This is a genomic window from Ruegeria sp. AM4 (assembly GCF_056540665.1).
The window spans coordinates 270,037-284,762 of sequence record NZ_JBQFXD010000003.1; the positions used below are offsets into that span (position 1 = coordinate 270,037).

The following is a 14,726-nucleotide window of genomic DNA, read 5'->3' on the forward strand; positions in this document are numbered from 1 at the left end:
AGAAGCGCATATGTATTTGTCCGTCGTCCTGTCCGCCCTTTGGGTCATCTGCGCTACAATCGTGGCCATGCTGCCGATGCGCTTGCAGTTTCCGCCGGGCATCACCCTGCTGATCTGCGCACCTGTGCTGATCGTCTGGCTGGGACATGATTTTGGATGGTTCATCGCAGTCCTCGCACTCGGAGGATTCGTGTCGATGTTCCGAAACCCGATCCGCTACTATTGGCGTAAATGGACCGGGCGCGAGGTGCAGGAATGAGTTGGTCTATCGCTTTGGCCGGGTTGTGGGGGTTGATCGCCAATGTGCTGGCGATGGTCCCCAGCAAAGACAACCACTGGACCCGAGCCTATGTCCTGATCGCCGTGGGCGTGCCCATTCTGGGCTATGTCACCTACGAAAACGGCCCGTGGATCGGGCTGGTCGTTCTGGCGGCCGGCATGTCTGTCCTGCGTTGGCCAGTGATTTACTTGGGGCGGTGGTTGCGGAAACGTGTTTGAGACCTTGCCATGTTTCCTCAAATCCGCGATCTAGCCCCCATGGACACCCTTCCTACCCCTCGTGGCAAACTAACCGAAAAACGTTCCCTGAACGACCTAACGTGGCTTCGTGTCGGGGGTCCGGCGGATTATCTGTTTCAACCGGCTGACACCGAAGATTTGCAAACGTTCCTACGCGAATTGCCTGCCAATTTTGCGGTGTTCCCCATTGGAGTCGGCTCGAACCTCATAGTGCGCGATGGGGGGCTGCGCGCCGTTGTGATCCGGCTTGGGCGCGGGTTTAACGGGATATCTGTTGAAGGCAATTCCGTCACCGCAGGGGCCGCCGCGCTGGACGCCCATGTTGCGCGCAAGGCGGCAGAAGCAGGCGTCGACCTGACATTTCTGCGCACAATTCCGGGCTCTGTCGGTGGAGCCGTGCGGATGAATGCGGGCTGCTATGGCAGCTACACGGCGGACGTTCTGCAAAAGGCCACCATCGTCACGCGGGGCGGGGAGATCAGAGACCTCTCACCCCAAGACCTCAACTTCCGCTATCGCCAGTCCGACCTGCCCGAAGGCGCGGTGCTGATCTCGGCTACGTTCCAAGGACCCAGTGGCGATCCCGCCGCGCTGCATGCCCGCATGGAAGCGCAACTTAAGAAACGTGACGAGACCCAACCCACTAAGGACCGCAGCGCCGGGTCGACCTTCCGAAACCCCGCTGGGTTCTCGTCGACCGGCAAGGCAGACGATACCCATGACCTCAAGGCGTGGAAAGTGATCGACGATGCCGGGATGCGCGGTGCCACAAAGGGCGGTGCCCAGATGAGCCCGAAGCACTCGAATTTCCTGATAAACACCGGCGGTGCGACCGCCGCAGACCTCGAAGGTCTGGGTGAAGAGGTGCGAAAAAAGGTTTACGAAACAAGCGGCATCACGCTAGAGTGGGAAATCATGCGGGTCGGCGACCCGCTGAATGAATAAAGCCCCGACCGTCAGACCAAAACAGGCAAATTCAGGCGACGGATCAAAGGCATAAACGCAGTACGGACCACCACATAAGGTCCGGGGACATTGAGGCGCACATTGGGTATGTCGAGCAGGACAAACCCCAAAGTGGCGGTATTGATGGGCGGCCCCTCGGCAGAACGCGAGGTGTCTCTCAGCTCTGGGCGCGAATGCGCGGCCGCCCTTGTGGGAGAAGGCTTTGAAGTGGTCGAGCTGGACGCAGGTCCCGACCTCTATGCGCGCCTTTTGGACATCAAGCCGGATGTGGTTTTCAACGCCCTGCATGGCCGTTGGGGCGAGGATGGCTGTGTGCAGGGCCTGCTGGAATGGGTGCGCATTCCCTACACGCATTCCGGCGTTCTGGCCTCGGCTTTGGCGATGGACAAGCAGCGCAGCAAAGAGGTCTATCAGGCCGAGGGCCTGCCCATTGTGCCCAGCGTGATCGTGCCCAAGATTGAGGTGGTCGAGGTCCACGTGATGGAGCCGCCCTATGTGGCCAAGCCCAACAACGAGGGTTCCAGCGTCGGCATCTATATCGTCCACGAGAACGCCAACGGCCCGCCGCAGCTGTCCGAGGACATGCCCGAGCACATCATGGTCGAGAAATACGTGGCAGGCCGCGAACTGACCGTGACAGTGATGGGCGACCGCGCATTGACCGTGACCGAGATCATGACCGATGGCGGCTGGTACGACTACGACGCCAAGTACAAACCCGGCGGATCGTGGCACGTGCTACCGGCAGACATCCCGCAGGATATCTTTGACCGCTGCATGGACTACGCGCTGAAGGCCCACAATGCGCTGGGATGCAAAGGCGTCAGCCGAACCGATTATCGCTGGGATGACAGTCTTGGTGCGGACGGGTTGTTCCTGCTGGAAACCAACACGCAGCCGGGAATGACCCCGACCTCGCTTGTGCCGGAACAGGCCGCGCATATTGGCATGACCTTCGGCCAGCTCTGCGCCTGGATGGTGGAGGACGCCTCATGCGACCGCTGACCGCCACCCGCGCACCGGTTATTCACCGGACCAAAGCCGTTGCGGGGCCGGATGCGGATTTCGCTTCTGCGCCACGACCCGAGCCAAGGCCCGAGCCCAAACTGCGCCTACGCGGCGCGCGGCTATTTGGCCGATCGCGCCTGTCCGATCCCGCGCCATCGCGCCTCAGCTACCGCCTTCAGCGCTGGATGCTGACGCCAGGCATTCGGCGCGGACTGAGGATTGGCTTGCCGGTGCTCGCGGTCCTCGGCGCTGTCGGCGGCTATTTTGCTTCGGAAGACCGCCGTGAGGCGGTCAGCACCTATATCGCAAGCATCAAGACCTCAATTCAGGAACGGCCGGAATTCATGGTCAATCTGATGGCGATCGATGGGGCAGGGACAGGGCTATCCGAGGATATCCGCGAAGTCGTGCCGTTGGATTTCCCTCTCAGTTCCTGGGATCTGGACGTCGAGCGAATCCGCGACACGATCACCGGGCTTGATCCGGTAAAATCGGCGACCGTACGTATTCGCCCCGGCGGCATCCTTCAGGTGGATGTGGTAGAGCGCCAGCCGGTCATCGTCTGGCGGAACCGTGACGGGATCGAACTGCTGGACGAAACCGGTGCCCATGTGGATCAGATCGCCGCGCGCGCCAATCACGCCGAATTGCCTCTGATCGCGGGAAGGGGGGCGGACCGGCACGTGCCCGAAGCGTTGGAAATCCTGACAACGGCGCGCAGCCTGGGTGAGCGCGTGCGTGGCCTTGTCCGAGTTGGCGAGCGGCGTTGGGACCTGGTTCTGGACCGCAGCCAGCGCATCATGCTGCCGACCGAACGCCCGGTGCGGGCGTTGGAGCATGTTCTCGCAGTCAACGAAGTGCAGGACCTGCTTGAACGCGATGTTGCCGCGGTGGACATGCGACTCGGGCAACGACCGACAATCAGAATGAACAAAACCGCCAGTGACATCTGGTGGAACACAAAAGTTACAGCAAGTGACGGGCAGTAAGACCATGATGACCGATCTTTATCAGTCCCAACGGGCAATGCGGCAGATGCGCAGGCAAGCGATGCAGCGGGGCGTTGTCGCCATTCTGGACGTGGGCAGTTCCAAGATTGCCTGTCTGGTCCTGCGCTTTGATGGCACCGGCAGGCTGAGCGAGGATAACGCGATCGGCTCCATGGCAGGTCAGACCGGCTTTCGTGTGATCGGCGCAGCCACGACGCGTTCACGCGGGGTGCAGTTTGGCGAAGTCACGGCAATGCAGGAAACCGAACGTGCGATCCGCACGGCGTTGCAGGCGGCGCAGAAAATGGCCGACATTCGCGTCGATCACGTGATCGCCTGTTTCTCGGGTGCCAACCCGCGCTCATACGGATTGGATGCACAGGTCGAACTAGAAGGTCAACTGGTCACCGAGGCAGAGGTTGGCCGGGTGCTGAACGCCTGCGACGTGCCGGATTATGGTGCTGGCCGAGATGTATTGCACGCGCAACCGGTGAACTTTGCACTCGACAACCGCTCGGGTCTGATTGATCCGCGCGGGCAGCTGGGTCAGTCGCTGGCGGTCGACATGCATATGCTGACGGTCGATGCGGCCGCAATCCAGAACATCGTGCGTTGCATCAAACGCTGCGATCTCGAATTGGCGGGGATCGCAAACTCGGCCTATGTGTCGGGCATCTCGGCGCTGGTCGAAGACGAACAGGAACTGGGCGCGGCCTGTATCGACATGGGCGGCGGCACGACCAGCGTGTCGATCTTCATGAAGAAGCACATGATCTACGCCGATTGCGTCAAGATGGGCGGTGATCACGTGACCAGCGATATCTCGATGGGTCTGGGTGTGCCTGCTGCCGTGGCAGAACGGATCAAGACTTTTAACGGCGGTGTCCATGCAACCGGAGCCGACGATCGCGACCTGATCGACATTGGCGGGGATACCGGCGACTGGGAACATGACCGCCGGACCGTCAGCCGGGCCGAGCTGATCGGCATCATGCGCCCCCGCGTCGAGGAAATACTTGAAGAGGTCAGAACTCGTCTCGACGCCGCAGGCTTTGATCATTTGCCCAGCCAGCAGATCGTGCTGACAGGGGGCGGCAGTCAGATCATGGGGCTCGACGGGCTGGCCACACGCATTCTGGGCCAACGTGTGCGCTTGGGTCGCCCACTACGCGTTCATGGCCTGCCGCAGTCGGCCACTGGGCCTGGCTTTTCGTCAGCCGTTGGTCTCAGTCTGTTCGCGGCGCATCCGCAGGATGAGTGGTGGGATTTCGAGATTCCGGTCGATACCTATTCGGCGCGTCCGTTCAAGCGGGCGGTGCGCTGGTTCCGTGACAATTGGTAAGGTCGCCGCCACGGCTGTGATGGCCATTGCGGGTGCTCTTGGTTCAACGGCTGCCTTGGCGCAGACCCGTATCTCGCCCGAGGCGTTTCTGGCCGCCCTGCAGGGCAAGACGGTCGACTTTCATGAGATACACAGCGGCGAGCTGGTCGGTACCGAACAGTTTCTGAGTACAACGCTTTCGGTCTGGCGACAGCAGGGAGAGGACTGCGTTTATGGTCGGATCACAACACCCGATGGTCAGGTTTGTTTCCTTTACGACAATGATCCGGACGGTTTGCCGGTCTGTTGGTGGCCGTTCGAGCATGAAGGCAGGCTAATGGTGCGGCTGTCCAGATTCGCCGGTGCGGAAATTCAGGAAATCCGCCGCGTCTCGACCGAGGGTTTGAACTGTCCGGGGGCGCCGACCAGCTAAGAATTGGGTTGCACGGGCCAGAATTATCCCTAAAACTATCCACAGGGTCCGAAAGAGGCCCAGCGGCAGGACCTGAGCAGTTTTCCGCGATCAAAAACCGATCTACGTGATGCAACGTTTCGCTGAGGCAGCGGGGCGATGATGCCGTGCATTGTGCGTCTTTGGGTTGGCATCGCTACATGTGGCGTGGCATGCGAAATGCCGCTGATCTCTGCCATATTTCCTCCACATTTTGTGGATTCTCGCGATTTTTGGCGTGACGTTTGGGGATTTCAGCAGTAGAATCAAAGGTGGATAGGTCAGAAAAGTACCGCATTACGCGGCAACATATAAAACAGGCGGACAGAGCATGACATTGAATCTTTCGATGCCCGGGCACGATGAATTGAAGCCACGGATTACGGTATTTGGCGTTGGCGGAGCGGGTGGAAACGCGGTCGACAACATGATTGCAAAGCAGCTGGACGGGGTTGAGTTCGTGGTCGCGAACACCGACGCACAGGCGCTGCAGCAAAGCAGTTCGTCCGCGCGGGTTCAACTGGGCGTCAAGGTTACCGAAGGTCTGGGCGCGGGGGCTCGCCCGACCGTTGGTGCGGCGGCTGCCGAGGAAAGCATCGAACAGATCGTCGATCATCTGGCGGGTGCGCATATGTGCTTTATCACCGCAGGCATGGGCGGCGGCACAGGTACGGGTGCCGCCCCGATCATCGCGCAGGCAGCACGCGAACTGGGGGTTCTGACCGTCGGTGTTGTGACCAAACCCTTCCAATTCGAAGGCGCCAAGCGCATGCGTCAGGCTGAGGATGGCGTTGATGCCCTGCAAAAGGTCGTCGACACGCTGATCATCATCCCGAACCAGAACCTGTTCCGTCTGGCCAATGAAAAAACCACGTTCACCGAGGCATTCTCGATGGCTGACGATGTCTTGTACCAGGGCGTCAAAGGTGTGACCGACCTGATGGTGCGCCCTGGCCTGATCAACCTCGACTTTGCTGACGTTCGCGCCGTGATGGACGAAATGGGCAAGGCAATGATGGGCACGGGTGAGGCGACCGGTGAGGACCGCGCCATCCAAGCGGCCGAGAAGGCGATTGCCAACCCGCTGCTGGACGAGATCAGCCTCAAGGGCGCCAAGGGCGTGCTGATCAACATCACCGGTGCACACGATCTGACCTTGTTCGAACTGGACGAAGCCGCGAACCGCATCCGAGAGGAAGTGGATCCCGAGGCCAACATCATCGTCGGCTCGACCCTCGATACCGAAATGGAGGGCGGCATGCGCGTGTCGGTCGTCGCCACCGGCATCGATGCAACCGAGAAAACTGATGACGTCCCGGTCGCGCGCCGCTCGATGTCGGCCCCGCTGACCCGCACGGTTTCCGCAGAAGAGGCACCGGAAGAGCCGGCTCAGGAGATCGCGGCCCAAGCGCCTGCGCAAGAGGAAAACGTGGCACCAACCCTGTTCGAATCCATTGAGGATGTTGAACTGCGGGAAGGTTGGCATGAAGAGCCTGCAGCGGCAGCTCAGCAGGACGACGGATTGCCCCCGCCAGCCTATCAGCCGCAAGTGGCAGAGTTTGAACCGCGCCACGAACCAGAAGAGCCGGTCGCCGAAAGCTATGTCGCTCCGCGTGCGCCAGCCCCGGGAACGCCGTCTCCAGCGGCCATGAAGCGCCTGCAAGCGGCGGTACAGAAAGTACCGTCAAACGGACAGCGCATGCACGTAACACCCGCGCAGGAACCCGCCCCTCAGGCCCAGCCTGAACAAGAGGAACGGCCGCGGTTTGGCTTCAACCGTTTGATCGACCGGATGACTGGACATGCGGCTGATACGCCCGCGCAACCAACGCGCCAGCAGCCCGCGTTGCGGACATCTGACGCCACGGCACCCGCACAGGATGAGGCCGATCCGGATCAGGAACGCATCGAAATTCCGGCGTTCCTGCGGCGTCAGGCCAACTGATCGCGGTAACAAAATACAATCAAAGGGCCGCCTCAGGGCGGCTCTTTTTTGTTGAAAAGCAGGGTGTTGGGTGGCTGTAAGCAGGGTTTTGCCGATCTGTCACATTCATGTTTCATTCAGTTGCAAAGAGTGAGTTGAGCCTTGGCGCGCCGTTCCTTAACTGATGTGCCAACACAGCCACTGCCAGGCTGGACACCGCTCTCTGAGGTTCATTTTGCAACATACGCTCAAATCATCGGTAACGTTCACGGGCGTTGGGCTGCACAGCGGCAAGCCTGTGACGATGGTTCTGAAACCTGCTGCGGCGGGTCACGGAATCTGGTTCAAGCGGACCGATATCGAATTGGGCAATGCACTGATCCCGGCGATCTACGATGTGGTCGAGCGGACACCGCTGTGTACGCGCCTGATCAACGACGCGGGTGTGGCGGTCTCGACCGTGGAGCATATCATGGCGGCGCTGGCTGGCTGCGGCATTCACAACGCGCTGGTTGAAATCGACGGACCCGAAGTGCCGATCATGGATGGTTCGTCGGTCGAGTTTGTGCGCGGTATCATGGCCAAGGGCGTTCGTCGTCAGGCCAGCCCGGTTCTTGCGTATGAAGTTCTGAAACCGGTGACAGCGACTCGGGAAGGTGCAAGCGCCTCGATCGCGCCTGCTGACGGGCTGGTGATCGAATTCCACATCGACTTCGAAGACGAAGCAATTGGCAGCCAGACCAAGGTTCTGGACATGCGCAACGGCTCGTTCGCGCGTGAGCTGTGCGACAGCCGGACTTTCTGCCGCCGCACTGATGTCGAAGCGATGCGCGAAAACGGGCTTGCGCTTGGTGGCACCCTGGACAACGCCGTTGTCGTACAGGGCAGCGAAGTGCTGACCCCTGGTGGCTTGCGCCACGAGGACGAAGCCGTGCGCCACAAGATGCTGGACGCGCTGGGGGATCTGTACTTGGCAGGCGGACCGATTCTGGGTCGCTTTACCGGTGACAAGTCGGGACACGCCATGACCAATACGCTTCTTCGGAAGCTGTTCGAGACGCCGGGTGCCGTGCGTCCCGTTCTGTGCACGCCGGAACAGGCCGCGCAATTGCCCGGGCAGGGGCTGGTGCGCAGCGAAATTCCGCAGGTTGCGTGAACAGATCAACTCTGACGACATTTCCGACAGAGTGCGCATAAGGCGTTTTGCACCGGAATTTTATGTGCTAGACCAAGGCCGATCCGGGGCAATCCCCGCTTGGTAAGACGACAAGGATGTGCGGTATGATTGGCAGCAAAGCGGCAGTCAGGTTCGCGGGTGCGATTCTTCTGGCAGCGGTTTTGACGGCATGCGGTAATTCCGGTGGCCTGTTCAGCAAAAAAGGTGCCGATCGTTCGCAGAACCTGGAAGGTTTTACACCCGAGCAGATCTATACCCGTGGCGAGTTTGAATTGTCGCAGAATCGCTCGGACGATGCTGCGTGGTATTTCTCCGAGGTCGAGCGTCTGTATCCCTATTCTGACTGGGCGAAACGCGCATTGATCATGCAGGCGTTTTCGTTCCACACGGACAAGAACTACGAAGAAAGCCGGGCTGCCGCGCAGCGGTATATCGACTTTTATCCGACCGACGAAGATGCAGCCTATGCCCAATACCTTCTGGCGCTCAGCTATTATGACCAGATTGACGAGGTTGGCCGCGATCAGGGCCTGACCTTTCAGGCGCTGCAAGCCCTGCGCACCGTGATTGAGGTTTATCCCGACAGTGAATATGCCACCTCGGCCATTCTGAAGTTCGATCTGGCCTTCGACCATCTTGCCGGCAAAGAGATGGAGATCGGGCGCTATTACCTGCGGCAGGATCACTATACGGCGGCAATCAACCGCTTCCGCGTTGTGGTTGAGGATTTCCAGACTACCTCTCACACCGCCGAGGCGCTCTATCGCCTGATCGAAGCATATCTGTCTTTGGGTCTGATCGATGAGGCCCAGACCGCCGGCGCCATCTTGGGTTACAACTATCAGTCGTCCGAGTGGTACGATGCAGGCTACAAACTGCTGACCTCGCGCGGTCTTGATCTCAAGAGCCGCGGCAACAACTGGCTCAGCACGATCTATCGCCAAACGGTCAAGGGTCAGTGGCTGTAATCGCGATGGCTTTGGGCTTGGGGCGGTAAAGACCCGATGCTGCGCGCCCTTGATATCCGCGACATGCTGATTATCGACCGGCTGGAACTGACGTTTCAGCCAGGTCTAAACGCGCTGACCGGTGAAACCGGCGCGGGCAAATCGATCCTGCTGGATTCGCTGGGCTTTGTTTTGGGCTGGCGCGGGCGCGCAGAACTGGTCCGGCAAGGCGCTGCGCAGGGTGAGGTTGTTGCAGAATTCGAACTGCCCGACGGTCATCCGGCGCATGAAGTGCTGGCCGAGGCAGGACTGCCGCGCGGAGAGGAGCTGATTCTGCGCCGCGTGAACACCGCTGAGGGGCGGAAGACCGCCTGGGTCAATGACCGTCGCTGCTCGGGCGAAGTGCTGCGTGCGCTCTCCGAGACATTGATTGAACTGCATGGTCAGCATGATGACCGGGGTTTGCTAAACCCGCGCGGCCACCGCGCAATGCTGGACGATTACGCGGGGGCGGGCGATCAACTGGCTGCTGTCCGTGCAGCGTGGTCCGATATGTCGCGCGACCGTAAGGCACTTGAGCAAACCGAAGCCACCCTTACAGCCATGCGCGCGGAAGAGGAGTTCCTGCGCCATGCGGTCTCGGAACTCGATCAGTTGGACCCGCAGCCGGGTGAGGATGCCGAGCTTGATGCCCGCCGCCGGATGATGCAGGGGGCCGAGCGCATTCGCGATGACGTCGCACGCGCGTTCGATCTTTTGGGCAATGACGGCGCCGAGGGCGCGATGGGCGATGCCGTGCGCTGGCTCGAAGGGGTTTCGGACAGCGCAGGCGGGCAGTTGGAGGAGCCAATCGCGGCTCTGGGCCGTGCGATGATCGAATTGGGCGAGGCACAGGATGGTGTAAACGCGTGCCTTCAAGCGCTTGATTTCAACCCAACGGAACTGGAAGCCGCCGAAGAACGTCTGTTTGCAATACGGGCACTGGCACGCAAGCATGACGTGGCGCCCGACGATCTGGGCGGGTTTGCCGATACGTTGCGCGACCGTCTGAACCGGCTTGAGGCTGGGGACGCGGATCTGGCCGAGCGGCGCGCGGAGGTCGAGGCGGCGCAAACGGCTTATAACACCGCTGCCGAAAAGCTTGGCGGGGTTCGGCGCGCGGCGGCTGGTCAGTTGGACGCAGCCGTGATGGCAGAGCTTGCACCTCTGAAAATGGAACGCGCGGTGTTTCAGACCGAAATCTCGCCGACAGATCCGGGACCCGAAGGTGCGGATGCGGTGGCCTTCACAGTTGCCACCAATCTCGGAGCGCCATCTGGACCGCTGAACAAGATTGCCTCGGGCGGGGAACTCAGCCGCTTCCTGCTGGCGCTCAAGGTCTGTCTGACCGGCGAAGATACCGCACGCACGATGATTTTCGATGAGATCGACCGGGGTGTTGGCGGCGCGACGGCGGATGCGGTCGGCCGACGATTGGCAGCGCTTGCCAAGGGAGGGCAGGTTCTGGTGGTGACGCATTCGCCACAGGTCGCCGCTCGTGCCGCACATCACTGGCGTGTGCAAAAACATGTGACCGATGGGCAAACGCTGTCGACTGTTATACCTCTGGCCGACCCGGACCGCGTCGATGAAATCGCGCGTATGGTCGCCGGAGACACGATCACGGATGAGGCCCGAGCGGCGGCGCGCGCCTTGTTGCTCGCCTGACACAGTGTCGGGCGACAACTGAGTGTGATGCGTCTTTTCTAAGGGCTCTCCGTGGCTTACTAAGGGTCACCAGCTATTCGACCGAGGGCCAATGACCCAGTCAACCCGCACCGTTCTGCGCAACCAGTTCAATCAAGCCGTCGCCGCGCTTTGGGATGCGTGGCGGGTTCTGCGGCGGCGCGGGCCCAGTCAGATTCAGTTCTGGTTCATTGCGCTGGCCATCGGGATCGCGGCCGGCTTTATGGCGCTTGGTTTTCGCAAGGCGATCCGCTCGTTGCAGGCCTATATCTACGATACTGACGATATTTTGCTTCTGCACTCGCACGCGGAAATGCTGCCTTGGTTCATTATCCTGATCATTCCGATCATCGGCGGTCTGCTGGTCGGTATCATCTTGCACAACTTTACCGATGATGGACGGGTCAGGTCCGTTGCGGATGTGATCGAAGGGGCCGCCGTCACCGACGGGCGCGTCGAAACCAAAGCGGGGATCGCGTCATTCTTCGCCTCGCTCATTACCCTCAGTTCCGGTGGGTCTTCCGGGCGCGAGGGGCCGGTCGTGCATATGGCGGGTGTGATATCGACCTGGGTCAGCAATCGCATCCACGCGGATGGGATCACCGGGCGCGACCTGCTCGGGTGCGCCGTAGCGGCCGCTGTTTCGGCCAGCTTCAATGCCCCCATCGCCGGGGCGTTGTTCGCGCTCGAGGTCGTCCTGCGCCACTTTGCCGTGCATGCATTTGCGCCGATTGTCATCGCCTCGGTCGCGGGGACCGTGATCAACCGTTTGGAATATGGCGATGTCACCGAGTTCGCGCTAAAGACCCCCGGATCGTTGCAATTCTATGTCGAATTGCCCGCGTTTCTGATCCTCGGGCTGATCTGTGGGCTGGTATCGCTTTTGCTGATGCGGTCGATTTTCTTTGCCGAGGACATCGGCACACATGTCCAGAACCGCTTGTCTTTGCCGCGCTGGCTGCGCCCTGCGGTGTCCGGCGCCATGCTGGGTCTTTTGGCGATCTGGTTCCCGCATATCATCGGTGTCGGATATGAGACCACAATCCGCGCGTTGACCGGCGATCTGGTGCTGACAACTGCGATTGCCTTTGCGGTGATCAAAACCGTGGCTCTGGCCATTACCATGGGTGGGCGCATGGGAGGCGGAGTATTTTCGCCCTCGCTGATGATCGGCGCGCTCACCGGCCTTGCGTTCGGGCTGATCGCCACCGGGCTGCTGCCAGACGTCTCGGGCACGCATACTCTTTATGCCTTTGCGGGCATGGGCGCAGTTGCGGCTGCCGTTCTGGGCGCGCCGATATCGACGACGCTGATCGTGTTCGAACTGACCGGAGATTGGCAGATCGGCCTCGCCGTGATGGTATCGGTATCGATGAGCACCGCTTTGGCCTCGCGCCTTGTGGACCGATCGTTCTTCCTGACCCAGCTCGAGCGCCGCAATGTACATCTGGCTGCCGGGCCGCAAGCCTATCTGCTTGCAATGCTGCGCGCGGGGGCTGTGATGCGCCCGATCGGCGACGCGCGTTCAATCACCAAGGACGAGGCGCAGGCTCTGATCGAGCAGGGGCTCTGCGTCAAGGCGAGCGCCACGCTTGAGGCAGCGATGCCCTATTTCGACCGCGACGACATCCCCTGCATCCCGGTTGTGATCATTGACGATGATGGGTGCGAGAACGCGGTGGGGGCGCTGTATCACGTAGATGCGCTCAAGGCGTATAACCGGGCGCTGGCAGCCACGGCGGCCGAGGAACATTCCTAGTCTCAGCCGCCATAGACACTGGCCGCATCGCCCAGATAGTTATCCCAGGCAAACCAATACGAGATATGTCCGGCCACCCGCGGCATTTGGGTGCCATTGGGCGCGATCAGGGCCTCTTCGGTCAATCGCCATCTTTGGCCTGCCTCATCGACAAGTCCGCCATCAGATGTGGTAAACCGGTGCGATCCGCGTTCATAGGCGCGCACTGCGCGTTTGTCCGCATTGCCGATCAATACCAGCGGTCGGTTGCCAATCGCATCGTTGATAACCCGCGTCCGGCTGAACGCGTCCAATGGCCAGGCTCTGGCGGCGCCGAATTGGCGGATCGTAAAGACATAGTCCTTCTGCCGATGCCGCGACTGATCGACCAGTGCCGGGAACATCAACTCGCTCGACGCGAAATAGTCGCGATAAACCACGCCCGACCCATAGTTCCGCCGATGCCCGGTTCTGAGTGACAGAACTTTGCTATCCGGGTGCGAGGTCTTCCAGCTGTCCCAGGTGGTGATCACCACGGGGCGCTGCCTTAGCTTGATCCCGCTGTCGACCAGAGGGCCGACAACGGGCCTGCCTGTATACTGGTTCCAAAGGGAATGGGTCTGGCGGTCGAACATCAACTTGTTCGAACGATAAAGAAACCCTGATGAGCCGAAGACCAACGGTTTGCTTCTACCCGCCACTTTCGTTTCAAAAAGGATGCCGGACCCGCAGAGCGTGCAATAGGCAAGGGCGACGGGAACCCCGCCGATCGTTTCGTTGAACATCTCGTGCCAGCCCATAATGCGCAGTGGATAGGCGCGTGCATCGCCGTTGATCGAGACGCCAAAGACCAGATCACCCTCATTCAGGTAGTCCGCACTTGCCGCTGAAATCAGCGTCGGATTGTCCAGCGAGGGAATGCCATCTTTGGATACACCGCCCCATGCAATCTCCTCCAAGCGGATCTTCATCCGGTTGGGTTGCAGGTATTCAGGTCGCAGGAAGACGTCGAAATTCGGGTCTACGCCCAGAAGAACTTCGCGTTTGAAGGGGATCAGCGAGGGATGCGGAGCGATCTGCGGGTTGCGTTCCTGCCACAGCATCCATTCGAACCAGTCAGTACCGTGTGACTGCCCTGTCAGTGCTTCGGCCACTTCGGCGATCTGGTCGTCCCGACGTCTGGCAAATCGCATTCCCGTCAGCAGGGCGGCGACCACATCCGGGTTGCCTCGCTGTTTCAGGTAGGCCATGCCCTGTTCGAATTCGGCGGACGATCCGAACAGCGTGGATCTGACTGCGTCCAGAACCGGGTCCTGTTGCGCCCATAGCGATCCGGGAAGCCCAAGCGCTAATCCGAGCCCTCCTGTGAAACCACGACGTGAAATTGACATGGCACCCTCCGACATATGTTCATGCCGAATGTGCCAGCTTTTGCGTTCACATTCACACCACAGTACCGTGACCGGCGGTCGGAGGTATCAGGATTTTGGTTCTGACGCGTTCTGATCAGAGTCTGGAACGCTTTCCGTGTCTTTCAGCGTCAGGGGCGGGTCCTTCACCTCGGCGGCGATTGGCGCAGGGGCCGCGACCTGGGGCTCTGGTGTTGGGTCCGGCAGGCGTTCTTCCGGTCCGGGAACGGGACGTGCCAATGGGATGCCCTCGGGCTCTGCATCTTGGGGCGTGTCCTGATCCTGTGCGGTTGCATCAGTCAATGCGCGCCGAAACACCAGAACATTGCGCCAGTTCACCGCTGATCCGGTCAAACCGGTACGCTCTTCGCTGGGCAGCAACTCGGCGCGCTGGTATTCCCAACCCTCCTGTCCCATCTGGTTCAGAAGCTGTTCGACCGAGTTGGCAAACCTGCCCTCGGGCGTCTTGACGCCTTTGGCCTTGGTGCCTTTCTGCGGGGCGGGGACAACTTTGTATTCGTAGCGCTGCATCAATCGGTCCTGATTGTCATG

Annotated in this window: 14 protein-coding genes; 12 read left to right on the plus strand and 2 right to left on the minus strand. The window is 60.5% G+C overall.

From position 1 onward, the window contains the following. Positions 1-10 precede the first annotated feature (10 nt). The 12 genes from ACR0JA_RS09155 (at position 11) to ACR0JA_RS09210 (ending at position 12,786) form a co-directional block, all read left to right on the plus strand. On the plus strand, positions 11-259 hold the full coding sequence (locus tag ACR0JA_RS09155) for a DUF2484 family protein (RefSeq protein WP_480573057.1): 249 nt from the start codon (positions 11-13) through the stop codon (positions 257-259). Continuing rightward, positions 256-498, plus strand: coding sequence for a DUF2484 family protein (locus tag ACR0JA_RS09160; protein ID WP_480573060.1), 243 nt, complete (start codon positions 256-258; stop codon positions 496-498). The genes ACR0JA_RS09155 and ACR0JA_RS09160 overlap by 4 nt, the downstream gene beginning before the upstream one ends. Positions 499-537: 39 nt before the next feature. After that, positions 538-1,464, plus strand: a complete 927-nt coding sequence (murB, locus tag ACR0JA_RS09165; RefSeq protein WP_480573063.1) for a UDP-N-acetylmuramate dehydrogenase — start codon at positions 538-540, stop codon at positions 1,462-1,464. Positions 1,465-1,572: 108 nt separating this feature from the next. Next, positions 1,573-2,490, plus strand: coding sequence for a D-alanine--D-alanine ligase (locus tag ACR0JA_RS09170; RefSeq protein WP_480573066.1), 918 nt, complete (start codon positions 1,573-1,575; stop codon positions 2,488-2,490). After that, a complete protein-coding gene (locus ACR0JA_RS09175; RefSeq protein ID WP_480573069.1) occupies positions 2,478-3,482 on the plus strand; it encodes a cell division protein FtsQ/DivIB in 1,005 nt (334 codons plus the stop codon). Before ACR0JA_RS09170 ends, ACR0JA_RS09175 begins: the two co-directional genes overlap by 13 nt. Before the next feature lie 7 nt (positions 3,483-3,489). Next, positions 3,490-4,824 carry a cell division protein FtsA gene (gene ftsA, locus ACR0JA_RS09180; RefSeq protein WP_480573073.1) on the plus strand — a complete coding sequence of 445 codons (1,335 nt, stop codon included), beginning with the start codon at positions 3,490-3,492 and terminating at the stop codon, positions 4,822-4,824. Then, entirely contained in the window at positions 4,811-5,236 is a 426-nt protein-coding gene (locus ACR0JA_RS09185) for a hypothetical protein (protein ID WP_480573076.1), read from the plus strand. Before ftsA ends, ACR0JA_RS09185 begins: the two co-directional genes overlap by 14 nt. A 349-nt stretch (positions 5,237-5,585) precedes the next feature. Continuing rightward, the gene (gene ftsZ / locus ACR0JA_RS09190) at positions 5,586-7,199 is read left to right on the plus strand and encodes a cell division protein FtsZ (protein WP_480573079.1); all 1,614 of its coding nucleotides are present in this window, start codon (positions 5,586-5,588) and stop codon (positions 7,197-7,199) included. 214 nt (positions 7,200-7,413) lie between these two features. Continuing rightward, a complete protein-coding gene (gene lpxC, locus ACR0JA_RS09195; protein WP_480573082.1) occupies positions 7,414-8,334 on the plus strand; it encodes a UDP-3-O-acyl-N-acetylglucosamine deacetylase in 921 nt (306 codons plus the stop codon). A gap of 125 nt (positions 8,335-8,459) precedes the next feature. Beyond that, on the plus strand, positions 8,460-9,323 hold the full coding sequence (locus tag ACR0JA_RS09200; protein ID WP_480573085.1) for an outer membrane protein assembly factor BamD: 864 nt from the start codon (positions 8,460-8,462) through the stop codon (positions 9,321-9,323). Positions 9,324-9,359: 36 nt separating this feature from the next. After that, the gene (gene recN / locus ACR0JA_RS09205; RefSeq protein WP_480573088.1) at positions 9,360-11,009 is read left to right on the plus strand and encodes a DNA repair protein RecN; all 1,650 of its coding nucleotides are present in this window, start codon (positions 9,360-9,362) and stop codon (positions 11,007-11,009) included. A gap of 91 nt (positions 11,010-11,100) precedes the next feature. Next, positions 11,101-12,786, plus strand: coding sequence for a chloride channel protein (locus ACR0JA_RS09210; protein WP_480573091.1), 1,686 nt, complete (start codon positions 11,101-11,103; stop codon positions 12,784-12,786). Between the two features lie 2 nt (positions 12,787-12,788). Here the strand turns inward: ACR0JA_RS09210 and ACR0JA_RS09215 are convergent, their stop codons facing one another. Both ACR0JA_RS09215 and ACR0JA_RS09220 read right to left on the minus strand, forming a co-directional pair. Further along, positions 12,789-14,156, minus strand: coding sequence for a DUF3179 domain-containing protein (locus tag ACR0JA_RS09215; protein ID WP_480573095.1), 1,368 nt, complete (start codon positions 14,154-14,156; stop codon positions 12,789-12,791). Between the two features lie 87 nt (positions 14,157-14,243). After that, positions 14,244-14,705: a DUF4177 domain-containing protein gene (locus tag ACR0JA_RS09220; protein WP_480573098.1), complete on the minus strand. Its 462-nt coding sequence runs from the start codon at positions 14,703-14,705 to the stop codon at positions 14,244-14,246. Positions 14,706-14,726 lie beyond the last annotated feature (21 nt).